This window comes from Marinoscillum sp., assembly GCF_965229915.1.
GTDB lineage: Bacteria > Bacteroidota > Bacteroidia > Cytophagales > Cyclobacteriaceae > Marinoscillum.
Map to the genome: position 1 here is coordinate 3,163,557 of NZ_CBDDJZ010000001.1, position 23,516 is coordinate 3,187,072.

Consider the following 23,516-nt stretch of genomic DNA (forward strand, 5'->3'; position numbering starts at 1 on the left):
GATAGATGCAAATAAAAGAAGACAAGGGCTTTAGTTACATAGATGAAGGAGAAGGTGAAGTGCTACTGTTACTTCACGGTTTATTTGGTGCACTCAGCAATTGGGATGGTGTGGTGACCAAGTTCTCCCAGAAGTATCGGGTGATCATTCCTCTGCTGCCAATCTACACCATGCCTGTGAAAACTGCTGGTTTGGATGCGCTCAATAAATTCACTGAAGAATTCGTGGAAGCCATGGGTCTGACTAAATTGAATATCATTGGCAATTCGCTTGGAGGCCACGTTGGGCTGATATTCACTCTGGCCAATCCCGATAAAGTGAATACACTCATTCTGACAGGAAGCTCAGGTTTGTTTGAGAATGCGATGGGTGGGTCCTTTCCGCGAAGGGGCTCTTATGATTACATACAGGAGCGTGTAGCTTATACATTCTACGATCCTAAAACAGCCACCAAAGAGTTAGTGGATGAAGTATTTGAAACAACCAAGAGCATCCCAAAAGCATTACGAATTGTGGCTATTGCCAAGTCTGCCCAACGTAATAATATGGCAGATGATATCCCAAATATCAAAGTGCCAACGTTATTGATTTGGGGATTGAATGATACCATCACTCCACCATACGTAGCCCATGAGTTTGATCGGTTAATTCCGAATACCACCCTTAGGTTCATTGATAAATGCTGTCATGCACCTATGATGGAACGCCCCGAAGAATTTAACGTTATATTAGAAGAATTCTTAGAGAAAGAGTTAGTATGAACGCCAAAGACCTGATTAACTACATGATTCCACCACTAAAGCCACAGGATAACATTTCCAAAGTGCGGCAGTGGATGGATGAATTGCGTTTATCAGAGCTGCCGGTAGTGGAAAATGGCCGCTTTTTAGGCATCATTGATGAGGAGCTAATTCTCAATGACGAGTTACAATATCCGGTAGTTGGAGATTATCCGTTGGTAGGACAAAATTGCGTAGTTCAGTCTGGTAATCACTACTATGAAGTGCTAAAGGTCTCTGGAGTAGAGGGATTTAGGATAGTAGCGGTAGTAGATGAACTCCATCAGTACATTGGTGTGGTCTCGATAGAAGATGTGGTCGAAGCTTTTGCCAAGAACTCTTCAGTCTCTACACCAGGAGCCATTATTGGTTTGAGGTTGAAGTTTCATGATTATTCACTATCTGATATCAGCAGGATCATAGAAGCGAATGAAGCTAAAATACTGAGTAGCTACCTCAGCCCACACTCAGAAGACCCTAATGACCTGCATCTAACGTTGAAAATAAATAAGGAAGAAATCACGCACATCATTGCCTCTCTAGAACAAAGTGGTTTCTTTGTGGAGAATTCGTACAATGTGGCCAATTCAAGTTTTGACGAGAAGGAACGCATTGACATCCTCATGAAGTACCTAAAATTATAATAAAGGGATGGGCAAAATTGCCATTCACGGCCGTCGAATCTCTCCAGATTCCATTCAATATGTAAAGGACATTCTTCGCATCATTCAAGATAATGGTAGGGAGATTTATGTTAGTCCCAGTCTGGCCCAGCTAGAGATTGAGGAGCCGTTGTTTGACGGATTGCCTCATTATAACCCTGACAAAAACATGAGTGGATTTGAGGCCATCTTTAGCCTTGGCGGGGATGGCACTTTATTAGAGACCCTCACACATGTAGCTGTTTCCGAAGTTCCAATATTGGGTATTAATCTGGGACGTCTGGGTTTTTTAGCGGTTATCTCAAGAGAAAACATCGCTGAAACGCTCCAACTATACTTTGAAGGATCATATACCTATGAGGAGCGATCATTAATACAGCTTACGACTACTGAAGGAGTTTTCGGAGAGGTGAACTATGCTTTAAATGAATTCGCTATTCTCAGGAAAGATACTTCTTCTATGATTACGGTAAAGAGTTATCTGGACGGGGAGTTTCTCAATACCTACTGGGTAGACGGATTGATGGTGGCTACACCAACCGGATCTACTGGATACTCGCTTAGCTGCGGAGGACCGGTGATTATGCCCGACACTAAGAATTTCATCATCACACCCATCAGCCCGCACAACCTGAATGTACGTCCTTTGATCATTTCAGAGCGCAGTAAACTGCATTTTAGGGTGGAGTCAAGAAACCAATCTTATCAGGTTTCACTTGATTCAAGATCAGAGGCAGTAACCGACCAAATCGACCTTTACATCGAAAAAGCACCGTTTACAGCCCGATTAATCAAAATTAGCGGCACTTCTTTTCTTGATACCTTGAGAAATAAGTTAACTTGGGGACTTGATAAGCGAAATTAATATTTCCACAGATACATTACCTTTGCAACTGGTTTTCTGAGTGTTATGAGAATTAAAATATTAATACCATCATTGATTCTTCTTCTATGCATTGGATTGACAGATGCCAATGCGCAGAGAAATAAGTACAAAAGAAGAAAGGCTAAGAATCGGGCAATGTCCAATTATACTTCCAGAGGGGGTGGACGTTTCCGACAGTTTAATTTTGTTTCTTTCAATGTCAACGCCTTAAACTACTATGGTGATCTGGCTCCTGTGAACAGAGCTGCAAGTACAGACGTGTCTTTTACCCGACCAGGATTTGGAGCGGAGATTGGAGCACGTTTCAATCCATACATGGCGGTCAGAGCTGGCTTCAACTACGGAAGGCTCAAAGGAGATGATATTACTTCGGACTACAATGACGAGAATGCCTATGGCAGGTATCTGCGAAACCTGAGTTTCAGAAATGATATCAAGGAGTTCCATATTGGCATGCAGTTTTCTTTACTTCCCATCTGGGGTGGTCCAAATGTACGGCCAGATTTCAACGTCTATGCCATGATCGGCGCAGCGGTTTTTCACCATGAACCCAAAGGAAAAGTTCCTGAATACGATCATACACTCGGAGGAGATGTAGAAAGCAATTATACCCAATATCCGGTGGCTCAGGCTGGTGAGTGGGTGCGGTTGAGAAAATTAGGTACCGAAGGGCAATTGATCGATTCACTTGACGTTAAAGGTTACAGTCCATTTCAATTTTCAGTGCCACTAGCTATTGGTGCCACCATGAGACTCCCTGGTCCATTCAACTTGAGCGTGGAGCTGGGATATCGGTACTTGTTTACCGATTATCTGGATGACGTAAGTGGTAGTTTTGTAAGATACGATCTGTTTGATGACGATCTTGCTCGAATCATGTCTGATAGAAGTGCAGAGCCTACCGCAGTATGGCAGGAGGTTCCCAGAGATGGTTTTCCTGGTGCTGTAGGTCAGCAGATGCCTGATGGCACTACTTACTATTCAGCGCGAGGTTATGGTGGTGGTCTTGCCGGAGACAAAGGTCGAGGCAATCCAGACGATAATGACATGATGTTCATGACCACTGTGAAACTGACAATGATACTGGGCCAGGTAAGAAGATCGGCTAAATTCAGATAATTTTTGAAGAAAGTATTATTCCTATGTTTTGTGCTGGCAAGTGTTACTTCGCAAGCTCAGTTTATTGAGTTTGGAGGAGGTATTGGTGCATCACATTACACCGGGGATTTGGTTCATTATCCCCATATTGAGTTTACTCGCCCAGGTGTCACCGGCATGCTTAGGCTGAACCTTTCGAACATCGTCAGTTTTAAGACGGCATTTACCTACATGAAATTGGTGGGGAATGACGATTCCTACATTGATGCACTGGGCCAGCAGAGACAGCACTCATTCAATCACAATGTTTACGAACTCAGTTCCGTTTTTGAGTATCACTTCCTCAGCTACAGGTCAGATAAGACCCGCAATAAGTGGGCTCCTTATGCGATGCTCGGTTTGGGTTTTGCTAATATTCAGGGAGTGGAGCCAACCTACGAGGAGTTCAATCAGATTCAGGTGGTGATACCGATGGGTGGTGGGGTAAAGTATGAACTCACCAAGCAATTGACCCTGGGCGTAGAGTTAGGTGCCCGGAAGACCTTTTTTGATTATCTCGATGGTGTGAGTGATGGTGATACCAGGATTAAAAACTACCAGTATGGCAACCCAAATGATAAAGACTGGTACTTCTACTCGGGTATCAACCTGACCTTTGTTCTCTACAAAATTCCATGTCCGTATCCATATGTTCCCAATCGAGCAATCCTTAGTCGCATACGAGCCAACTAATCGTTAAAAAATGTTTAATAATTCTTCATTAGTAAAAAAAACCACAACTTTGTGGTCTTTCGCATTTTTGGCGTAGAAAGGGATGAAGGAGCATATTAAGTCAGACAATTTACCGAAGCATATTGCCGTTATTATGGACGGTAATGGGCGCTGGGCCAAAAAGCAGGGTGCTGCCAGAATTTTTGGGCATAAGAATGCTATCAAGGCCGTTCGTGATACCACCGAAGGGTGTGCCGAATTAGGTGTAGAGTGCTTGACACTGTACGCATTCAGTACTGAGAACTGGTCAAGACCGGAAATGGAAGTGAAAGGTTTGATGGCACTTCTGGTCTCTACAATCAAGGATGAGCTCCCTACGCTGATGAAAAACAATATCAGTCTTCATTCCATTGGGGATAGGTCAGACTTGCCGTCTGAGACCAGAAGGAAACTAGAGGATGCCATAGAGCAAACTGCTGCTAACTCTGGAATGAAACTAATTCTCGCATTGAGCTATAGTGGCAAATGGGATCTGACCAATGCCATGAAGACTATCGCCATGAAAGTGGAGAAGGGTGAGCTGGAAGGAGCTTCGATCAACCAGGAAACTGTAGCAAAGCATCTCTCGACTAGTGGTTTTCCAGATCCTGAATTGTTGATAAGGACAAGTGGAGAGATGAGGATTAGTAATTTCTTGTTGTGGCAGCTGGCTTACACCGAGCTGTATTTTACGGAAGTCCTGTGGCCGGATTTCAGGAAAGAGCACCTTCATGAAGCGATCTTGGCTTATCAAGGACGTGAGAGAAGGTTTGGAAAAATAAGTGAACAGATCAACCTGTGAAAATGTATAAAGGTATATTAGTTGCGATTTGTACAGTGATTTTCTCCATTGGGAGTACTCATGGCCAAATAGTATTTGGAAAAACCAAGCAATCTACTGATGATGGGCTTTCCATTAACTATTCGAACCCACGGGTTTATGAAATCGCCGATATTCAGGTAGAGGGAGTAGAGTTTTTGGATAATAACGCACTTATTTCCCTGGCTGGATTGAGAGTGGGAGATAAAGTAAAAATTCCTGGTAATTCCATTTCAGAGGCAATCGATAAACTCTGGAAGCAAGGAATTATTGGTAATGTAGAGATAGTAGCCAATAAAATAGAGGGAGATAAGATCTGGTTGACCATCAAGCTGACAGAGCGGCCAAGACTGACCAACTTTGAATTCAAAGGGATCAACAAAAGCCAGATTTCAGAGCTAAAAGACAAAATAGAGCTGGTAAGAGGAAAAGTTCTGACCGATGTGGTCATTAAGAACACCAAACTAGCCGTGAAGCGATATTTGGAAGGCAAAGGGTATCTAAATTCAGAAGTAAACATTCTCCAATCCAAGGATACCATTCGCTCCAATAGTGTCAACATCCTTATTGACATTGAGAAAAACCAAAAAGTTAGAGTTAAGAATATCACTTTTATCGGAGATACGGTGTTTGCCAATGCACGTCTTAGAGGTAAGCTGAAAAATACCGGAGAAACACCTAAAATAAAGTTGCCGAAAGACCTCCTGGAGAAAACAGTGATGATGCTCAACCCAGTGAATCTATGGCATTTTATGACTCATCGGGAAAAAAAGAGCTTTGCTGACCTTAGAGATTACCTTGGCGAGCATGCCAACGTTAACGTGTTCAAATCTGCCAAGTATATCGAAACAGACTATACGGAAGACAAGCAAACCTTGATTTCTTTTTACAACTCGAAAGGGTATAGAGATGCGGAGATCTTGAGTGACTCTATTTACAGCATTGACAAAAGACATCTAAACATCGATATCTACGTAGAGCCAGGGCAAAAGTATTATTTCCGTAACATCGTATGGACCGGGAATTTTATCTATGACAGTGAGAAACTGGATAAAGTACTCGGTATTGAGAAAGGTGATGTTTATGATCTCGACCTGGTCAATAAAAAACTAAATTTCAATCCGGCAGGAGAGGATATTTCGTCACTATATATGGATGATGGTTACCTTTTCTTCCGTGTTAATCCAGTGGAAATTGGGACCTACCAGGATTCCATCGACGTAGAGATGAGAATGTATGAAGGTCCTCAGGCCACCATCAACGAAGTAACAATCAGTGGCAATGACAAGACCAATGATCACGTAATCAGACGAGAACTAAGAACTCTGCCTGGTCAGAAATTCAACCGATCTGAACTAATCAGAACACAAAGAGAGCTTTCACAGCTTGGCTATTTTGATCCAGAGCAAGTGAATCCGGTGCCAAAGCCAAACCCGGCAGATGAGACCGTGGATATCGAATGGCAGTTGGTAGAGCGCCCGAATGACCAGATCGAGTTGTCTGGTGGCTGGGGTGGTAACTTTGGGTTCATTGGCACCCTCGGCCTGAGTTTTAATAACTTCTCAGTGAAAAATATCCCGCACTTTGATAAGTGGAGACCATTGCCGATGGGTGACGGTCAGAAATTCTCTGTGAGGCTTCAAGCCAATGGTGTAAGATATCAGAGTTATTCGGTGAGTTTCAATGAACCTTGGCTGGGTGGTAGACGACCAAACAACTTCGGGATCAGCTTTAACCACTCCGTGCAGCGAAATGTGAATTTCCGAAATAGAAATGATGTCTACAGTAAGTTACAGCTGAGCGGAGCTACCATATCTCTGGGTAGAAGAGTGAGATGGCCTGATGACTTCTTCCAGGTGTCCAATTCCATCTCCATGCAGAAGTACAATGTGCAAGGCCAATCTTACGAACAGTTTTATAAGATCTCTGGAGATGCCTATAGTTTTACTTTTAATAATACCATTGCCAGAAACTCCGTCGATCAGCCGATGTATCCTAGATACGGTTCTTCACTATCAATGAGTGCATCGTTCACTCCGCCATATTCATTATTCAATGATAGGGAGTACGATACGGATAGTCAGGACAATTTTAAATTCCTCGAATACCACAAATGGAACCTTGATTTCAGATATTATCTAAAATTGGCAGGAGATTTGGTACTAGCACCTAGAGCCCACTTTGGATTCCTTGGTTCTTACACAGACAAGGTCGGTGTAGGACCATTCGAGCGGTTTACTCTGGGAGGGTCTGGTTTAACTGGCCAGAATTTTGTACTAGGTACGGATATTATAGGTCTCAGAGGATATAATGACCGATCGCTCAACGGAGACGATCCAAATGCAGAGTATCAGGGAGGAACGGCCTTTACCAAGTTCGTGATGGAGCTGAGATATCCAGTTTCATTGAATCCTTCCGCTACGATTTACGGGCTTGTGTTCTTTGAAGGCGGGAATAACTGGAGTGATATAGCAAGATTTAATCCATACAATCTATACCGATCAGTAGGGGCGGGCGTTAGAATATTCATGCCAGCCTTCGGTTTGCTGGGTTTAGATTGGGGATATGGACTGGATGCATTGCCAGGATCTAATGAAGTGAGTGGTCCACAGTTCCATTTCTCTATTGGTCAACAAATTAGATAACCAATGAAGAAACTACTTGCATTCAATGTTATTCTGTTATTATTCGCAATAAATGATACATTTGCGCAGAAATTTGGATATGTGGATACCCAATATGTGCTGGGTAGAATGTCCGAATACAAGGAAGCGCAAGCTGAAATAGAGACTCTTGCCAAAGGGTGGGAGACGGAAATTCAGTCCAAGTATAAAGAAGTGGAGGAGAAGGAGGCAGCGCTGCAAGCAGAAGAAGTTCTGCTTACTCCTGAGATGATGCAAGAGCGAAGAATGGAGATCGATCGAGCCTGGAAAGAGGTAAAGGAATACCAAAAACAGATTTTTGGATTCGATGGACTTTATTTTTTGAAGAAAAAGGAGCTGATAAAGCCTGTACAAGATCAGGTATTTGACGCTGTGGAAAAAGTTGCCAAAAACCACCGGTTACAGATCGTTTTCGATAAGTCTGGAGATTTGGTGATGATTTATACTGATCCCATTCATGACTACACGGATTATGTGTTGGAGGAATTGGGGTTAGGTGAGAATAACGGAGAAAATAACTAGGAAACAACGATTAATTATGAAAACTAAAGTTTTAAGCTTATTGGTTGCTCTTATGGCATGTGCTTTTACATTGTCAGCGCAAGAAAACTTGAAAATTGGATACACCAATGCTGATTATGTATTGAGCCTGCTACCTGAAGCAAAGCAAATTGATGCTGATTTAAAGGCATATGAGAAGCAGCTTCAGAATTCGATGCAAGCAAAATATAACGATCTGCAAACTAAAATGGCAGACTATCAGGAAAACGCAGCGTCATGGGATGACCTGATCAGAACAGATAAAGAGCAGGAAATCGAAGCGCTTCGTCAGGGGATTCAAAAATTCTCGCAAGATGCAGAGCAGTCTATGGCTAAGAAGAGAAATACCCTTCTGCAGCCTGTGTATGAGAAAATAGGTACGGCAATCGAGCAAGTAGCTAAGGAGAATAACTACACGCATATTTTTAGCGCTGGTGCTCCAGGATTTGATGTACTGTTGTACGCTAGAGAGCAAGACGATGTGTCTGATTTGATTCTTAAGAAATTGGGAATTACTCCACCGGCAGCTAATGGTGAGTAATACTTATATCTAGAGATTATTCAAAGCGCCCGAGTGGCGCTTTTTTTATGCCTCTCAGATTGAGGTCATGCCGAATTATCTCGCTTATTGATGACCCGAATCATAATTGCTGGAGCTACCACCGGAATGGCAATAGTGAGGAGGAAGAGTACGATTTTTTGCGCATTGCCAAAAGTATTGGTTCGGAGTATCGAACGGGTAGAAAGAATAAAGAGTATGGCGGCACCAATGAGGCCAAGCGCCACCATCAGTTGCCAGACCATCATGGATGGTCCCTGTGTCATTACTTCCATATTAGCTGAGTTCTTAATGTTTATCGAAATTAACCCTGAAAAACGAAGCTTACAATCCTAATTGAGAATTATACCAGTAATCAAACCTGTGAGGATGATAAACGGAGTAGGGATCCTGGTGAAAAACATCAGACACATAGTACCAAGTATGAGGATATAGTTAAGTGTGGATGGAGGTATTGGTTCAAACAACAAAAACGCGGCTGCTATTACCATCCCTGAGCTCACTGCATTGATGCCTTCCAGTGATGCCTTGATCATTCGGTACTTCTTAAGATCCTCCCAAAACCTACTCACAAAAAAGATGAAAAACGTACCCGGCAGAAAGACACCAGCTGCTGCCATCAATCCTCCTAGAATCTGTTGAAGTGTATCCGTATCACGCATGCTGAGTGTACCTACATACGCACTGAAAGAAAAAACAGGTCCTGGTAATGCCTGGACAAAGCCATATCCAGAGAGGAACTGCTCTGATGTCAGATACTCTTTGAACTCAACAAACTCAGTATACAACAGCGGGACCAACACCTGCCCACCTCCAAAAATCAAACTGCCATTTCTGTAAAAATTCTCAAAAAGCCGAATGGGCAAATACTGAGTTACCCCACCCAATACTGCAGCAAATACGAGTACTGAAATCCATAAAATGAAATTTGACCAGTTGATCTTGATCGTTGTTTTTTCCTCAACAGGTTGATTTTTGTATTTGAATGCAGTCACAAAACCACCAATGAGTAGCATGATAGGGAATGCCCACGGCGTCCGAAAAATGTAAGCAGCCATGGTAGAAATAATCATCAGGAAAAACCCAGTCCGAGTGGACACCACACTACTCGATATCTTGTAAGCTGAATAAGCAACAATCCCCACAGCTATAGGCTGAATATACTTTAGGAACTCCAGTGATACGTTGAGCTCCTCAAACATGTTGACCATGATCCCGAGAGAAATCATGATGGTCATAGCTGGCAAAGCCCAAATGAGTAGCGTTAGGTAAGCCAATCCAGGTCCGCCTATTTTAAATCCTATGGCGGTGATCGTTTGAGTGGACGTAGGACCAGGTAATATCTGACAGAGTGCGTGTAGCTCTATCAGGTCTTGTTCAGTCAGATAGCCACGCTTCTCCACCATCATGTCTAGAAACAACGCAAGGTGCGCGGTAGGTCCACCAAAGGAAGTTAAGGAAAGGATTAGCACATCCTTCAAAAATATGATGTATCTAACCCTGCGAACTGACATTAGGATTTCAAACCAATTTCTTTGAGACGTTCATCCAAAAACTCACCGGCAGTCATGTCTTCATACCGTTTGGGATTGTCTTCGCTGATGCAGCTATCCAGGCAGGTAAGATCCATGCTGGATCGCGGATGCATGAAAAAAGGAATGGAGTAGCGCGAAGTTCCCATCTGATCTCGTGGTGGGTTAACCACTCGGTGTATTGTAGATTTCAACTTATGATTGGTTAGCCTATCCAGCATATCTCCTACGTTCACCACTATCTGATCGGGCAATGCAGTGATTGGGATCCACTCACCATCCCTGCGAAGGACCTGCAGGCCATCAGCACTAGCACCCATGAGTAGGGTAATCAGATTGATATCTCCATGCTCAGCTGCTCTCACGGCGTCTTCCGGGATTTCATCTGGATTCTCGATGGGGAAATAGTGTATTTGACGTAGGATGCTATTACCCTTTTTGACTTTATCATCAAAATAATACTCATCCAGTCCCAGATGAAGGGCAATGGCTCGGAGCATTTGTATACCCGCCGCCTCGAGTGTCTTATAAGCTTCAGTGGTGTATTCTTTGAACTCAGCAACTTCATGTGGCCAGATGTTGTCAGGATATTCGGGAAGCTGATCTTCTGGAGGTTGTCCCACATGATAAAATTCCTTAAGATCCCCGGTGTTACGACCTTTGGCTTTCTCCCGACCTTTGCTGATATACCCTCTTTGCCCAGCCAGTTCCTTTTTCTCATATTGCAGCTTCACATCATCGGGTAGGCTGAAAAACTTCTGTACAGTAGCATAGAGCTTTTTTGTCAGCTCATCAGATAGTCCGTGATTTTTGATGGCCACAAAGCCAATGTTCTGGTAAGCATTGCCCAGATCTGCTACAAATTGTAATTTTTTTTCGGCATCACCTGAGGTGAAATCTGCAAGATCTAACGAAGGAATTTCGCTATATAAAGTATCGCTCATATCTTTTGGGGTCAGTTCAAAAATAAACTCATTTGACCAAAAATCATTGAAAAACCTGGTGTAACACCTTCAAAGATTTGATCTCTCCGATGGCATCTGTGTGATGATGGTAATAGTTGAGAATGAGCTCCAGGGCTTTGAATCTCAATTGACCACTCCCACCTATGTCATCGGAAAAGTCACTGCTGATGACCGCAGACACAAAATTGAGTAGCTGCTGATCTTCATGTATCATTTCCAATTCCATACTTCGGATGAGCTCGTCACCATCAGCCACACCCAAGCCTAGATAAGGTAAGATTTTCAAGAGAAAATGTAAATGAAAATTCTCAATTTGTGCAGTCATGGAGTCAAACTCCCGTACTGCGGTGTATAAAAAGCCAAATAGCATTTCCTGAGGACCTTTCTCATGATACAGCAGCTTGGAGAGTATTTCTGACAAGAAAAGTACGATGGTACTTTTTTTAATATCAGTTTGAATACTGTGAGTAGGGGTAAGGTATTTATATTCAGATAATCGTTGGATCTCCCGACCAGATTTCATATAAATAACCAGATCTAACAATGAAAATGGCTGGAAATAGCCAATGCTGCGCTTGGAACGAGCGCTACGTATACCATTCACCATGAATGAAGTTAGCCCATGATCTTCGGTGAAGATCTGCACGATAATGCTTGACTCCTGGTATTTGATGTATTTAATGACAATTCCCCGAGTCTTTTCTATCATTCTTCGATTACGGCTATTTTACCAATGTAAGACTCCTCTCCATCGAAGGTAGAGCTAAAAACAATATACACTCCTGAAGCCACTCGTCGCTGATTGTAATCCAACAAGTCCCAGCTGGCAGAACTCCCATTTGCTTGTACTTCTCTAATCAGTTTTCCATTGATATCGGCGATTTTCAGGTTGGCATTTTGAGCAAGTCCGCTAAAACCTACCTGTCCACTGTAGCCTGGCCTAATCGGGTTGGGAAAAATCTTGACATTGGAATGGACAGGGCTACCAATAGAGGAATTTGACCGAAACGAACTCAATCCCTTATCGGTAAGCATGAATACTTCACCATTGGTAGAGTTATAGGCGAATTCTTGAATGGTATTTGAAGGCAAAGGCGAATTTCTTTCTGTAAACCGATAAACTAGTATGCTTAGGTTGCTGTCAAACACCCAGACGCCATCATCGGATGTGCCCACCCAGAGTCGATTACCTCCATCAATGGTTAGAGCCGTCACAGCTTGTCCATTGAAGAGTTGGTCAGCATCAAATATGGCAGGAATTCCGTTTTGATCATCAAAGATATAAGTGGCATCACTAAAGGAAACCAAACCTGACTGAGTACCTACCCAGCTCTCATCTGTCAATGAAATGCTCACCGCATTGACGGAATTGCTGGAAAGTTCATCAGCCGTAGTAAGAAGCCGGTAATTGTCATCTGATAATTCGAGGTTGATAATACCACCACCATCAAATGAGGCTCGTGTCATCCATAGTGTTTCTCCGCGAGAGATATCAAGCCCAGTTGGATATCGGGTAGCAGTATAGCCTTCGTCATAAGTGGTCAAGGACTCGTCGGGGTTCATCAAAACCAATGGTGACTGGTGATCAAAACAAGTTATGTAAAGCGAATTAGATGCCTTGATTGCCGGTATGACCACCTCTCCAGAAGTTGAGCTTACAGGGATGTTTAATTTCGAGTTGGTAGTGGCGTTGAGCAAGCCATAGCCTGCAGAAGCGAGGTAAAGATTTCCGTTAAAGTATTGGCCATCCGTAATGTTGAAGAAACCATTTGGCGTTTCAGTCTGCCAGGATTGATTATCGAAGAGGACATACCCGAGACTATCCTTTTGTCCGGTATAAGACTGCACATTGGGGCCATAAAAGCCGAGGATCATGTCGTTGGTAAAACGGATATGTGTCAGATCGTCTGAGAATGGGCCATTGGGAAGGAGAGGCTGCCCCATTGGATCCACCAGACCCTGAGTTTCGGAGGCCAACCACCAGCCATTATCCCAATGAAGACGATTGATTTCGTGATCGTAGTGTTGAGCATTGGTAAGAGAGCCACTAACCAATTCATATCGCGAATTGTTCATTAATAAAAAGATAGATTCGTCAACTACCTCCAGGTCTTTTACAGACAGGTCTGAAGAAAATAGTAAGGTCTTATCTCCTGATTGAATATCGTAAGAAACCACGGAGGTGTCATTGACTATGGCTAGCACCTCATTGGGAGATTGGACAGTTAGATCACTGTAACTGTCAGTGGCAGGTGCTAGTGTCTTCCAGTTATTGAAATCCAGCAGGTTTTGACTGAGTAGACCGGCTAGCATGCCCTGGTTAGTAGCCGCGATCAGGTAATCAGGTGTAGAGGTAAGCTGATAAGCGGACACGTCAGTGGCGTTTTCACCAATGGATTGGTAGTTTTCAATGATCTCACCCGTGTTGATGTTGATGACGACAATTCCGAAACCATTGGCTGCATAGATCTTGTTATTTCTAGTTTCCACATCCCGGATTGCTTTGTTGCCAACCAGCTGAGATTCATATATTTCTGTGACATTTATTGCTCCAGCATTTCTAAAAATATCGACCAGACCTGATGGATATCCAAGTACCAAGGCACCGGAAGATTCGCCGTAAGCCATGGCAGAGCTGCCCACATCTGATAACCCATCTAGCTTGGTAAGTAGGTTGAGACTGCCATCATTCTTGTTGAGATAAAAAACTCCATTCTCAGCGGCGGCAATTATACTTGCCGGACCACTGACGATGCGTTCTATCTGATTGTAGCTAAAATGAGTACGCCATGTTTCAATTGGAATATCCTGCGAGAGACAAGCAAAAGGAAGCAGTAAAAGAAAAAGTAGGTTACTTCTTAGATCCATTCGTTTTTTCATGAAAACATTTTCTGCAGAGTGCCTCATAGATATCCTTTTCTCCTAAAACGACCGTCTTCTTAGATTTAGTTCGTCGATGTGAATAAGAAGCTACTTTACCACAATCCATACAGATGGCGTGTACTTTAGTGATGTATTCAGCAATGGCCATTAGCTTGTCCATAGGCTCGAAGGGGTGTCCCAGAAAATCCATATCTAGACCAGCCACAATCACGCGCTTTCCTTGATCAGCTAGTTGATTGGCCACAGCAATAATTTCCTTATCAAAGAACTGTGCTTCATCGATACCTACTACATCACAGTTGGTAGCTCTCAGCAAGATGTCCTGAGCAAAATTCACCGGAGTGGAATTAATCTTGTTAGCATTGTGAGAGACCACCTGCTCTTTAGAGTATCGCTTATCCACCTTGGGCTTAAAGATTTCTACATGCTGCTGAGCCAGTAATGCTCTATTGAGCCGACGTATGAGTTCTTCTGTTTTGCCCGAAAACATCGATCCGCAAATCACTTCAATCCAACCGGATTTGCTCTGACTTCCAATATTTGGTTCTACAAACATCTACTCTGAGTAATCTATATGAGGTAGTTGATAAGCTTGAGGTACTCTGATTCTTATATCTCCTGATACCTGACACTGACAGGAGAGTCGTTCATTTTCTCCAAGCTTCCCCAATTTAATAAATCTAATTTCAGCTTCTGTGGGATCGTTGAGGTGTTGGTGTCCTTTCAGGATGATCGCCGTGCAGGTGGTACAGCGGCCCTTCATGCCACAAGCATGCATCCAATCGGTCTCCTCCAGCAAAATATCCAGAAGTTTTTCCGTTTTAGACTTGCAATGAATAGTTTTACTATGGAGGTTTTCAATAGTGACTTCTGGCATTTTCAATCTTCCCAAATCTTATGCAAAGGAAACTAAATGATGAATTTATCAGAGAATATAGTGAAGAGTTTTCTGAAAAAATCACCTCGGAATTTTTCGCAGAAAAGGAGCGGATTACGGGTAAGGAAATTCTGAATGTTTCCCCATCGAAGCAGCTTAATTTTTTCATTTTAAAGATCCTCTTCCGTAAGTGGCAGGAGGAGATGAAGAAACTGGAGAGTCCTTTTTTCAACTATAAGAGTCCTGAGGTGCGAAAGGCAATGGTTCAGTTCATGAACACACTGTCACAGCACATAGAGGTCAGTGGGGATCACTTCATTTCCATGGCTGAAGAGGCGGTAGCTGATACGCTTTTGCTTGCTGTTGACCCTGGGAGTTATCTTTCTCTGGAGTTTGAAGCAATGGATGTTTCTAAGGTCACTGATAAAATGACCAAACCCATTTTGAAGTACATCAAGCTTCACAAAGAGGAGATTTCAGCCTTTTTCGCAGAAAATGAAGGAGCGGACATTGATGAGTTTGTGGAGAACGCTTCAGACTATTTTGATGATTTGGAGGTCAGTGATATTGTTCAGAACCAATTGGAACTGCTGTCTCAGATTGTGCCACTATCCGAGGATGATCTATACTTCAAGGAAGAGGATGAATTGGATCTTGATGAGGAGGAGGATGAGCTTCCTGAAGTAGATGATTCCATTCTGGATGATGAGGACGATGAATCAGCCATAGAGCCTGAAGAGGATGAAGATAGTGACGAAGAAGTGAGTTTTGACTATCCGGAAGAAGAGGAATCGGAAACACTGAACCATACTGACGAGGAGGGCACTGATGAAAAGGTGAGTGAATCAAAAGAGTCGGCAGAATTAGTTGATTCCGAGGAAGAGTCGGAGGATTCCGAGGAAGCCAGTGATGATGACGATGAGGAGAAGTACCTGGCCGAGGATGGTCGTGACTCTTATTCTGAAGAAACATTCGATGAGGATGATGAAGAAAATGAGGATGGAACCATAGAAGAAGAGAAAATCTCGGACGAGTCAGAGGAAGACAGTGTCTCCGCAGCTGATGATGAAACCGTACCAAATGGGCCAGCTTCTGAAGATGATGAATCTGTCAATGAAAAGTTTGCCGAACAGTCTCCAACCATCAATGATAAGTTTTCCAAAGAAGACGATGATACTGTGGCTGGAAATCTGGAGAAAAAGCCAGTTAGTACCATTATGGAGGCCATTTCAGTGAATCACCGCTACATGTTTACCAAAGAATTGTTTGATGGCAATCGTGAGGCATTTACAGCAGCCATAGAGAACATTGAATCACAGGAGTCCTTTGATGATGCAGTGGAAATGTTGGTTCAGCGCTATGCCAATAAACTCGGTTGGGACATGAACAGCGACGAAGTGAAGGAGCTGCTAAAAGTAATTTTTAGAAGGTTTAGATAGTATTAAAGTCTCTGCAATACTTGCATTCTGTGAGCGTCTAGCTTCAAGAAGATGAACAGCAGAATGGTGAATGTCCACAACGAAGACCCACCGTAACTAAAAAATGGAAGCGGAATCCCGATTACGGGAAACAATCCAATGGTCATGGCTATGTTGAACGCAAAGTGGAAAAAGAGAATGGATACCACGGCATAGCCATAGATTCTGGCAAATGGACTTTTCTGTCTCTCAGCTAGAAATATCAGCCTTAAGAATAGTGCCGTAAAAGCCGCGAGGAGAAAGAAGCTCCCAATCCAACCTTGTTCTTCACCTACGGTGCAGAAGATGTTATCAGTAGTCTGATCCGGCACAAAGTTGAACTTCGTTTGAGTCCCTTCCAGATACCCTTTACCGGTAAGTCCTCCAGAACCGATGGCGATTTTTGATTGTGTCACCTGCCAGCCCGCTCCAAGTGGGTCTCGGTTCGGATTTAGAAGTTGCATCACCCGTTGCTGCTGGTGGGGTTTTAAGACATCCGTCAGGATGAAATCCACACTGCGTACAAATCCAGCTGCCAAAACACCGGCGATTACCACCACGGCTATTTTTCCCGGAGCCTTAGCGACCAAACCAATGCCTAATAAGGTCATCACTACAATTCCAATGAGAAGGATTGTTTGACTCAACACGAGTGTGCCAAGGAATAACACGGCTATCGAAAAGCCAACGACCAGAATCATCGGGTGCATTCCTTCCCGAAACATCACAAGTATCAGACTTCCAAAAACCATGGCTGTACCTAAGTCTCCTTGTAGGATGATAAGTCCCAGTGGAACCAGAAAGAATAGGAATCCAATGATCTGCGAACGCATTTCTGAGGATTTTCGGGTGGACTTACTCAGGTATTTGGACAGGGCCAGCGCTGTGGCAAACTTGGTAAACTCTGAAGGCTGAAACTTAAAAGATCCAAGCTGAAACCAGGATTTGGACCCAGCTACCTCTTGTCCAAAAAGCAGTACAGCCAAAAGGAAAAAGATAAATACTCCAAAAACAATGTAAGCAAATGAGTCATAGAACCTGAAGTCTACCATCATGATCAGCACAATGAGGATGATCGATGTAGCAATCCAAATGAGCTGCTTTCCTGAACTTTGGCTAAAACTAAGAATTCCCTGGTTCACATCTGGGTCGTAATCTGCAGCATAGATATTTAGCCACCCACTGAAAACCAGCACCAGGTAGATTAAAACGACCATCCAGTCTATCTTATAAATTAGCTGGTCATTTCTCATGGTTGAGTTGCTCTTTTGGCTTTATTCATCGCTTCCAGTTCACGTTTCTGACGCTCATCCAGAAAATCCCCTTTCAACACGAACTCTTCAACCCAAGGTCGACTGATTTCCCCCTTGATGTACTTCTCAATAACAAGACTGGCTGTACTAGCTGCAGCTCGAGCTCCCCAACCGGCATTTTCCACATACACTGCTATGGCGATTTGTGGATCATCTTTTGGAGCAAAAGCCATGAATCCGGAGTGGTCCATTCCGTGTGGATTTTCTACAGTACTAGTTTTACCACAAATTGGTAGATCTGGGATGTATGCACGGAAGGCGTTTTCCCGAACCACTTGTTCCATTCCATCAATTACTGGAGGAAAGTATTGATCATCTATTCCTACATCATTTCGTTGGGGTTCTATGAGACCTTGGCCATCTATGGATTTGACGATATGTGGGGTGTAGTAGTGTCCACGGTTTGCAAGCAGTGCTCCGAGATTGGCCATTTGTAGTGGTGTCACCAACAGCTCACCCTGACCAATGCTGAGTGAGTATATATTACTAAATGCCCATGTATTGGCACCTTTGTATACTTTATCGTAATAGGATATATCTGGGATGAACCCATTGTTTTCGTTAGGGATGTCTACGCCAAGCTTATGTCCGAGTCCAAACTTATAAATGTAGTCGTTCCACTTTTCCATTCCGATGCGTGCATCGATGTATCGGTTTTCGTGATCGCCTTGCTCGATTACTCTTTTGAAAACTTTGTAGAAGTAATTGTTCGAAGATAGTTTAATAGCGCGCTCCACATCATATATCCCTGGGGGAGCATGGTCACCAATCAGGTTGCCCTCACACATGATTTTCTCATTGGGATAGAGCTTTTTCTCTTGCATGGCTATGAGCGCCTGTATGGTTTTAAACATGGACCCTGGTGGATACATAGCCTGCAAAGGTCGGTTAAACAGAGGTTTCAATGAATCATCCTGAATTTTACTGAAGTTCTTACCGATATCTCTTCCACTGAGTAGGTTGGGATCATAACTTGGAGAGGAAACCATGGCAATGATTTCACCCGTTTTAGGGTCCAGAGCCACAAGGCCGGCAACTTTCCCTTTGAGTAATTTTTCGGCATAGGTTTGTAGTTCGGTATCGATCGTGAGTTGAATGCTTTGCCCCGGAACGGACGCTGTATCATATTCTCCATCTCTAAATTCACCTTTGACTACTCCCTGTACGTTTACTATTTTGTAGCGAATGCCACGCTTGCCACGTAGTTTATCTTCGTATTGTTTTTCAATCCCAATTTTGCCAATGTAGTCACCACTTTTATAGTAGTTGGTGGTGTCACGATTCAATTCTCTGCGATCTACTTCTCCAATATAGCCCAGGGTATTGGCAAGAATATTCTTTTCATAACCACGAACAGTCCTTGGTAGTGGATAGAACCCATTATAATTGACAAGTCGATCCTGTATGCGAGCAAACATATCGTTGGGTATCTGCTCCATAAATTTGGAGGCTAAAATGCTGGAATATCTTCTGGCTTTCTCGTATTTGGATTCGAAAGTGGCATGATCGATCTCCAGTAGGTTCATGATCTCCGCGGAATCATTTAGATCAACTTCCTTTGGGACAATCATCAGGTCATAAACCGGAGTATTGTATACTAGTAGGTTTCCGTCCCGGTCATAGATCAATCCTCTGAAAGGGTAATCAACAATTTTTTGGAGGATATTATTCTGAGCGGCCAGTTTGTATTCATCATCCAATACCTGAATCGAAAATAGCCTGATAGAAAAGACTAGTGCTATCAATACAATCACGCCTTGAATAATAAATGATCTTCCGCTCATATTCTTCTGGTTTTTGGTGCAATGAGAAAACTGAGTGCGAACACAATCACAAAACTGTAGAGCGCACTATACATCACTTTTATGAACAAAAATCCAAACGAATTAAATCCACCGTTTTCAATGGAGAAGATGATGGCGTGGTGCACAAATATTAATGGGAGCAAATATTTTACAGAACCCCAAATACCTAATTCATTCCAGCTGAGCTGTATGTCGTCATCTGATCGGTCAATGACTACTCTAAACCAAAAGTCTTTGATGAATGCCAGCAGTATAGTAGCGGAAGCATGAATGCCAGGTGTATTGCTAAACATATCCACTGTCAGGCCAGTAAGAAATGCGATTCCCATTGCAAGACTTCTGTTAAGTCCGAATGGTAAGAATAAAATGAATCCTACGTAGAAAAAACCAAAAGCAGAATCAAATAGAACCAGTTTATATAAAAACGGCACCTGCAGTATAAGGAATACCACTAAATGTAAGGCCTGCTGTTGATAATTGATCCTAAGCATTATTCGGTAATGGCTTCTAATTCCAAACTGTCTTGTTCTTGCTTCATTCGGTTCTCAATCACAAAGACATAGTCGACAGAGCTAAAATCTACAGCCAGGTCTATTTTCGCATTGTAGAAAACATCATTGTCTTCCAATTCGAAGGACGCAATCTTTCCAATGTATATATCCTTTGGAAATATAGCATTGTATCCAGAGGTGACTATGCTATCACCTTCTTTTATTGGGATGTGCCTTGGTACATACTTCAGTTCTGCTTGCAAGGGTGATTCGCCATCCCACTGAACAGTACATAGTGTGTTCGTTCTGGAAATACTGCTGGAGATCAGTAGGTTTCGGTGAAGGAGTGAGGTCACCGTGGCAAAGCTATTTGATGCTGACTTTACCTGCCCAACTACTCCAAATCCAGAGATTACGCCCATGCCAGGCTTTATTCCCTGGTCCAGGCCCGCGTCCAGGGTCATGTAGTTCATGGACCGCCTAAAGGTGCTGTTGATCACTCGAGCTTTCTTAAGGATGTAGCGTTCTTTTGAGGTGTCTAATTCCACTTTCCCCAAAGAGTGGTTAGCTAGTTGCTCTCGCAGGAGTTGATTTTCTGCCACTAGCTGGCTGTTGATTTGCTTGAGCTGAAAGTAGTTTGTGGTATTGCTGGTCAATAGATTCACTCCTGCTACCAGGGAGTTGGAGGAATTCAGGAATGCAGCGTTTGGCCTTTGATTGTAGGCGATGATCAACCAAGCACAAACCCCTTCCAATAGCAGAAATAACCCGAAGGTTCTAAACCGGTAAAGGAAGTTGAGTAGGTTTTGCATTCACTTTTAGGTCATCAATACAGGCTTATACTGATTTAGATTTTTCAATGCCAAGCCGGTGCCACGCACTACCGCTCTCAATGGATCTTCTGCAATGTGAATCGGAAGCTTAGTTTTCATAGACAGACGCTTGTCCAATCCTCTCAAAAGAGCTCCACCACCTGTTAAGTAAATTCCATTATCGTAAATGTCAGCGGACAACTCTGGAGGAGAAATCTCAAGAGCTTTCAATACCGCTTCCTCGATTTTCGAAACAGACTTATCAATGGCAAAAGCAATTTCGGAATAGGAGATCTTAATAACCTTAGGAATACCGGTCATCAGGTCACGTCCTCGGATTTCGTAGTCTTCTGGTCCATCATCCAGCTCTGTCAGCGCAGATCCAACTTCTATTTTGACACGTTCAGCTGTTCGCTCCCCGATGAGGAGGTTGTGCTGTCTACGCATATAATCAAGAATGTCTTTGTTAAATGAGTCACCTGCCACACGAATTGACTGGTCACATACGATACCACTCAAGGCAATCACAGCGATCTCCGTGGTACCACCTCCGATATCCACAATCATAGACCCAACAGGCTGCTCGATGTTGATGCCAATACCAATGGCTGCCGCGATTGGCTCATGGATCATGTAAACTTCCTTAGCTCCAGCGTGCTCGGCAGAGTCACGTACCGCTCTTTTCTCTACCTCGGTAATTCCAGAAGGGATACAAATCACCATTCGGTGCGAAGATGGCATCCAGTTGCTTTTCCCATTGTCGATCATTTTGATCATGCCACGGATCATGTGCTCTGCAGCGTGGAAATCGGCAATTACCCCGTCTTTCAATGGACGGATGGTTTTAATGTTTTCGTGAGTCTTTTCGTGCATCTGCATCGCCTCACGACCAATCGCCAGCACTTTGTTGTTGTGTTTGTCTATGGCAATGATAGATGGTTCGTCCACCACGATCTTATCCTTGCTGATGATCAGGGTGTTAGCAGTACCAAGATCTATTGCTATATCACTGTTGAAGAAATCGAAAAAACCCATGTTCTACTCGCTGTGTGTTTTGTTGGGAAAGCTACGAATTTAATATGTATTGTTTGGTTATACTAATGTTTAAAATGACGGGTACCTGTGAACACCATGGCCATGCCGTGCTCGTCACAATAATCAATGGATAACTGGTCTTTCACAGAACCTCCTGGCTGGATCACAGCCTTGATTCCCGCTTTGTCAGCTATCTCCACACAATCCGGGAATGGGAAGAACGCATCTGAAGCCATAACCGCTCCATTGAGGTCAAAACCAAATTTCTTTGCTTTTTCAATGGCTTGCTCGAGTGCATCTACACGAGATGTTTGACCTACTCCACTTGCATAGAGTTGACCATTGTTGGCCAGAATGATGGTGTTCGACTTAGACTGTTTACAGATTTTAGAAGCAAAGATCAAACTGTCTACCTGATCTGCTGTTGGTGCCACTTTCGTTACCACTTGTAAGTTGTCAGCACTATCAGTGACGTGATCATAATCCTGTACCAAGGTGCCATTGAGCATGCTCTTATGTATCTTTTTGCGATCCCAGCCCTTTTTCAGCACTAGCAAGATTCGGTTTTTCTTTTGTTTCAATACTTCCAGAGCTCCTTCAGAAAAGGATGGAGCAATTAGGATTTCGAAGAACAAAGAGTGCATTTCTTCTGCCGCCTCTTTAGTTACTTCTTTGTTGGTCACCAGGATGCCTCCAAAGGCTGAAATGGTATCCGCCTGAAATGCTTTTTCGTAAGCGGTTTTGACGTTATCGGCAGTTGCTACTCCACAGGCGTTGTTATGTTTGAGTATGGCAAATGCTGTTTCATCTCCAAACTCACCAATGAGCTGTATAGCTGCTTCAATATCCACCAGATTGTTATAGGAAATTTCTTTTCCATGAATCTGCTCAAAATAGGGCTCTGTCTCCTGATAGAAAACACCTTGCTGATGCGGGTTTTCACCATAACGAAGTACTTTGCCGTTTCGGGCGCTCGTTTTGAAAGATGGCACCAAACCTTCACTATTCATATAGTTGAAGATGGCCGAATCGTAATGAGAAGAAGTGTCAAATGCTCTGGTCGCAAAAAGCTTGCGGTCTTCTAGAGTCGTTTCACCTTTTTGTTCTTTTAGAATCTCAAGAAGGTCACTGTAGTATTCTCTTGAAGACACAATCAACACATCTTTAAAATTCTTCGCTGCTCCTCTGATGAGCGCTATTCCTCCGATATCTATTTTCTCAATGATATCCGCTTCGCTGGCGCCACTTGTCACCGTCTCTTCAAACGGGTACAGATCTACAATGACCAAATCGATTGCTGGAATGTCATATTGTGCTTTTTCAGCCTGATCTCCCTCATGGTCTCTTCGGTGCAGGATTCCACCAAATACTTTTGGGTGAAGCGTTTTCACCCGACCGCCAAAGATGGATGGGTAGTCAGTAACATCTTCTACTGCTGTAACGGGTACATTCAGCTCTTCAATGAAACTTTGTGTGCCTCCAGTAGAATAAATTTTTACACCCAATTCGTTGAGTTGCTCCACGATTGGGGCCAACCCATCTTTGTAAAAAACCGAAATAAGTGCTGATTTGATCTGTACTTTGCTCAT

At 43.2% G+C, this 23,516-nt stretch carries 23 protein-coding genes; 10 read left to right on the forward strand and 13 right to left on the reverse strand.

Going from position 1 to position 23,516, the window contains the following annotated elements; translation table 11 throughout:
• Nucleotides 1–5 precede the first annotated feature (5 nt).
• The 9 genes from ACO067_RS13685 to ACO067_RS13725 all read left to right on the forward strand — a co-directional run bounded on the left by ACO067_RS13685 (nucleotide 6) and on the right by ACO067_RS13725 (nucleotide 8,739).
• The gene (locus ACO067_RS13685; protein WP_421874920.1) at nucleotides 6–761 is read left to right on the forward strand and encodes an alpha/beta fold hydrolase; all 756 of its coding nucleotides are present in this window, start codon (nucleotides 6–8) and stop codon (nucleotides 759–761) included.
• Entirely contained in the window at nucleotides 758–1,423 is a 666-nt protein-coding gene (locus tag ACO067_RS13690) for a CBS domain-containing protein (RefSeq protein ID WP_421874921.1), read from the forward strand. Before ACO067_RS13685 ends, ACO067_RS13690 begins: the two co-directional genes overlap by 4 nt.
• A 7-nt stretch (nucleotides 1,424–1,430) precedes the next feature.
• Nucleotides 1,431–2,306, forward strand: coding sequence for an NAD kinase (locus tag ACO067_RS13695; RefSeq protein ID WP_421874922.1), 876 nt, complete (start codon nucleotides 1,431–1,433; stop codon nucleotides 2,304–2,306).
• 45 nt (nucleotides 2,307–2,351) lie between these two features.
• A complete protein-coding gene (locus tag ACO067_RS13700; protein ID WP_421874923.1) occupies nucleotides 2,352–3,446 on the forward strand; it encodes a DUF6089 family protein in 1,095 nt (364 codons plus the stop codon).
• A 3-nt stretch (nucleotides 3,447–3,449) separates the two neighbouring features.
• Nucleotides 3,450–4,157 (forward strand): DUF6089 family protein, encoded by a 708-nt coding sequence (locus tag ACO067_RS13705; protein WP_421874924.1) that lies wholly within the window; start codon nucleotides 3,450–3,452, stop codon nucleotides 4,155–4,157.
• An 82-nt stretch (nucleotides 4,158–4,239) separates the two neighbouring features.
• Entirely contained in the window at nucleotides 4,240–4,977 is a 738-nt protein-coding gene (locus tag ACO067_RS13710; RefSeq protein ID WP_421874925.1) for an isoprenyl transferase, read from the forward strand.
• A 2-nt stretch (nucleotides 4,978–4,979) separates the two neighbouring features.
• Complete coding sequence (locus ACO067_RS13715; RefSeq protein WP_421874927.1) at nucleotides 4,980–7,640, forward strand: BamA/OMP85 family outer membrane protein; 2,661 nt, start codon at nucleotides 4,980–4,982, stop codon at nucleotides 7,638–7,640.
• A gap of 3 nt (nucleotides 7,641–7,643) precedes the next feature.
• The gene (locus ACO067_RS13720) at nucleotides 7,644–8,180 is read left to right on the forward strand and encodes an OmpH family outer membrane protein (protein ID WP_421874928.1); all 537 of its coding nucleotides are present in this window, start codon (nucleotides 7,644–7,646) and stop codon (nucleotides 8,178–8,180) included.
• Between the two features lie 16 nt (nucleotides 8,181–8,196).
• Nucleotides 8,197–8,739 carry an OmpH family outer membrane protein gene (locus tag ACO067_RS13725; RefSeq protein WP_421874929.1) on the forward strand — a complete coding sequence of 181 codons (543 nt, stop codon included), beginning with the start codon at nucleotides 8,197–8,199 and terminating at the stop codon, nucleotides 8,737–8,739.
• A 65-nt stretch (nucleotides 8,740–8,804) separates the two neighbouring features.
• Here ACO067_RS13725 and ACO067_RS13730 read toward each other — a convergent pair whose 3' ends face one another.
• The 7 genes from ACO067_RS13730 to ACO067_RS13760 are packed head-to-tail and all read right to left on the reverse strand — an operon-like array spanning nucleotide 8,805 to nucleotide 15,014.
• Complete coding sequence (locus ACO067_RS13730) at nucleotides 8,805–9,032, reverse strand: hypothetical protein (RefSeq protein WP_421874930.1); 228 nt, start codon at nucleotides 9,030–9,032, stop codon at nucleotides 8,805–8,807.
• Between the two features lie 57 nt (nucleotides 9,033–9,089).
• Nucleotides 9,090–10,271 carry a chromate efflux transporter gene (chrA, locus tag ACO067_RS13735; protein WP_421874931.1) on the reverse strand — a complete coding sequence of 394 codons (1,182 nt, stop codon included), beginning with the start codon at nucleotides 10,269–10,271 and terminating at the stop codon, nucleotides 9,090–9,092.
• Nucleotides 10,271–11,233: an isopenicillin N synthase family dioxygenase gene (locus ACO067_RS13740; RefSeq protein ID WP_421874932.1), complete on the reverse strand. Its 963-nt coding sequence runs from the start codon at nucleotides 11,231–11,233 to the stop codon at nucleotides 10,271–10,273. The genes chrA and ACO067_RS13740 overlap by 1 nt, the downstream gene beginning before the upstream one ends.
• Nucleotides 11,234–11,276: 43 nt before the next feature.
• Nucleotides 11,277–11,963 (reverse strand): DNA repair protein RecO, encoded by a 687-nt coding sequence (gene recO, locus ACO067_RS13745; RefSeq protein WP_421874933.1) that lies wholly within the window; start codon nucleotides 11,961–11,963, stop codon nucleotides 11,277–11,279.
• Nucleotides 11,960–14,134, reverse strand: coding sequence for a T9SS type A sorting domain-containing protein (locus tag ACO067_RS13750; RefSeq protein WP_421874934.1), 2,175 nt, complete (start codon nucleotides 14,132–14,134; stop codon nucleotides 11,960–11,962). Before ACO067_RS13750 ends, recO begins: the two co-directional genes overlap by 4 nt.
• Entirely contained in the window at nucleotides 14,106–14,693 is a 588-nt protein-coding gene (locus tag ACO067_RS13755; protein WP_421874935.1) for a thymidine kinase, read from the reverse strand. Before ACO067_RS13755 ends, ACO067_RS13750 begins: the two co-directional genes overlap by 29 nt.
• Entirely contained in the window at nucleotides 14,694–15,014 is a 321-nt protein-coding gene (locus ACO067_RS13760) for a 2Fe-2S iron-sulfur cluster-binding protein (protein WP_421874936.1), read from the reverse strand. It abuts the gene before it with no gap.
• Nucleotides 15,015–15,034: 20 nt separating this feature from the next.
• On the opposite strand from ACO067_RS13760, the gene ACO067_RS13765 reads away from it, so the two are divergent.
• The gene (locus tag ACO067_RS13765; protein WP_421874937.1) at nucleotides 15,035–16,453 is read left to right on the forward strand and encodes a hypothetical protein; all 1,419 of its coding nucleotides are present in this window, start codon (nucleotides 15,035–15,037) and stop codon (nucleotides 16,451–16,453) included.
• A gap of 2 nt (nucleotides 16,454–16,455) precedes the next feature.
• Here ACO067_RS13765 and rodA read toward each other — a convergent pair whose 3' ends face one another.
• From rodA to purH, 6 genes are all read right to left on the reverse strand, one after another.
• Entirely contained in the window at nucleotides 16,456–17,724 is a 1,269-nt protein-coding gene (rodA, locus tag ACO067_RS13770; protein WP_421874938.1) for a rod shape-determining protein RodA, read from the reverse strand.
• Entirely contained in the window at nucleotides 17,721–19,568 is a 1,848-nt protein-coding gene (gene mrdA / locus ACO067_RS13775; RefSeq protein ID WP_421874939.1) for a penicillin-binding protein 2, read from the reverse strand. Before mrdA ends, rodA begins: the two co-directional genes overlap by 4 nt.
• On the reverse strand, nucleotides 19,565–19,918 hold the full coding sequence (locus tag ACO067_RS13780) for a hypothetical protein (protein ID WP_421874940.1): 354 nt from the start codon (nucleotides 19,916–19,918) through the stop codon (nucleotides 19,565–19,567). The genes mrdA and ACO067_RS13780 overlap by 4 nt, the downstream gene beginning before the upstream one ends.
• Nucleotides 19,919–20,079: 161 nt before the next feature.
• Nucleotides 20,080–20,892 (reverse strand): rod shape-determining protein MreC, encoded by an 813-nt coding sequence (gene mreC, locus ACO067_RS13785; protein WP_421874941.1) that lies wholly within the window; start codon nucleotides 20,890–20,892, stop codon nucleotides 20,080–20,082.
• A gap of 6 nt (nucleotides 20,893–20,898) precedes the next feature.
• Complete coding sequence (locus ACO067_RS13790; RefSeq protein WP_421874942.1) at nucleotides 20,899–21,927, reverse strand: rod shape-determining protein; 1,029 nt, start codon at nucleotides 21,925–21,927, stop codon at nucleotides 20,899–20,901.
• Nucleotides 21,928–21,989: 62 nt separating this feature from the next.
• On the reverse strand, nucleotides 21,990–23,516 hold the full coding sequence (gene purH, locus ACO067_RS13795) for a bifunctional phosphoribosylaminoimidazolecarboxamide formyltransferase/IMP cyclohydrolase (RefSeq protein WP_421874943.1): 1,527 nt from the start codon (nucleotides 23,514–23,516) through the stop codon (nucleotides 21,990–21,992).

Excerpts from the sequence above, each read along its gene's own strand:
- ACO067_RS13765 (WP_421874937.1), top strand. The coding sequence starts at position 15,035 with ATGCAAAGGAAACTAAATGATGAATTTATCAGAGAATATAGTGAAGAG.
- purH (WP_421874943.1), bottom strand. The coding sequence starts at position 23,516 with ATGAGCAAAGTACAGATCAAATCAGCACTTATTTCGGTTTTTTACAAA.
- ACO067_RS13715 (WP_421874927.1), top strand. The coding sequence starts at position 4,980 with ATGTATAAAGGTATATTAGTTGCGATTTGTACAGTGATTTTCTCCATT.
- ACO067_RS13755 (WP_421874935.1), bottom strand. The coding sequence starts at position 14,693 with ATGTTTGTAGAACCAAATATTGGAAGTCAGAGCAAATCCGGTTGGATT.
- ACO067_RS13710 (WP_421874925.1), top strand. The coding sequence starts at position 4,240 with ATGAAGGAGCATATTAAGTCAGACAATTTACCGAAGCATATTGCCGTT.
- ACO067_RS13720 (WP_421874928.1), top strand. The coding sequence starts at position 7,644 with ATGAAGAAACTACTTGCATTCAATGTTATTCTGTTATTATTCGCAATA.
- recO (WP_421874933.1), bottom strand. The coding sequence starts at position 11,963 with ATGATAGAAAAGACTCGGGGAATTGTCATTAAATACATCAAATACCAG.
- ACO067_RS13690 (WP_421874921.1), top strand. The coding sequence starts at position 758 with ATGAACGCCAAAGACCTGATTAACTACATGATTCCACCACTAAAGCCA.
- ACO067_RS13760 (WP_421874936.1), bottom strand. The coding sequence starts at position 15,014 with ATGCCAGAAGTCACTATTGAAAACCTCCATAGTAAAACTATTCATTGC.
- chrA (WP_421874931.1), bottom strand. The coding sequence starts at position 10,271 with ATGTCAGTTCGCAGGGTTAGATACATCATATTTTTGAAGGATGTGCTA.
- mrdA (WP_421874939.1), bottom strand. The coding sequence starts at position 19,568 with ATGAGCGGAAGATCATTTATTATTCAAGGCGTGATTGTATTGATAGCA.
- ACO067_RS13725 (WP_421874929.1), top strand. The coding sequence starts at position 8,197 with ATGAAAACTAAAGTTTTAAGCTTATTGGTTGCTCTTATGGCATGTGCT.
- rodA (WP_421874938.1), bottom strand. The coding sequence starts at position 17,724 with ATGAGAAATGACCAGCTAATTTATAAGATAGACTGGATGGTCGTTTTA.
- mreC (WP_421874941.1), bottom strand. The coding sequence starts at position 20,892 with ATGCAAAACCTACTCAACTTCCTTTACCGGTTTAGAACCTTCGGGTTA.
- ACO067_RS13695 (WP_421874922.1), top strand. The coding sequence starts at position 1,431 with ATGGGCAAAATTGCCATTCACGGCCGTCGAATCTCTCCAGATTCCATT.
- ACO067_RS13750 (WP_421874934.1), bottom strand. The coding sequence starts at position 14,134 with ATGAAAAAACGAATGGATCTAAGAAGTAACCTACTTTTTCTTTTACTG.
- ACO067_RS13790 (WP_421874942.1), bottom strand. The coding sequence starts at position 21,927 with ATGGGTTTTTTCGATTTCTTCAACAGTGATATAGCAATAGATCTTGGT.
- ACO067_RS13700 (WP_421874923.1), top strand. The coding sequence starts at position 2,352 with ATGAGAATTAAAATATTAATACCATCATTGATTCTTCTTCTATGCATT.
- ACO067_RS13740 (WP_421874932.1), bottom strand. The coding sequence starts at position 11,233 with ATGAGCGATACTTTATATAGCGAAATTCCTTCGTTAGATCTTGCAGAT.
- ACO067_RS13730 (WP_421874930.1), bottom strand. The coding sequence starts at position 9,032 with ATGGAAGTAATGACACAGGGACCATCCATGATGGTCTGGCAACTGATG.
- ACO067_RS13780 (WP_421874940.1), bottom strand. The coding sequence starts at position 19,918 with ATGGGAATCGCATTTCTTACTGGCCTGACAGTGGATATGTTTAGCAAT.
- ACO067_RS13685 (WP_421874920.1), top strand. The coding sequence starts at position 6 with ATGCAAATAAAAGAAGACAAGGGCTTTAGTTACATAGATGAAGGAGAA.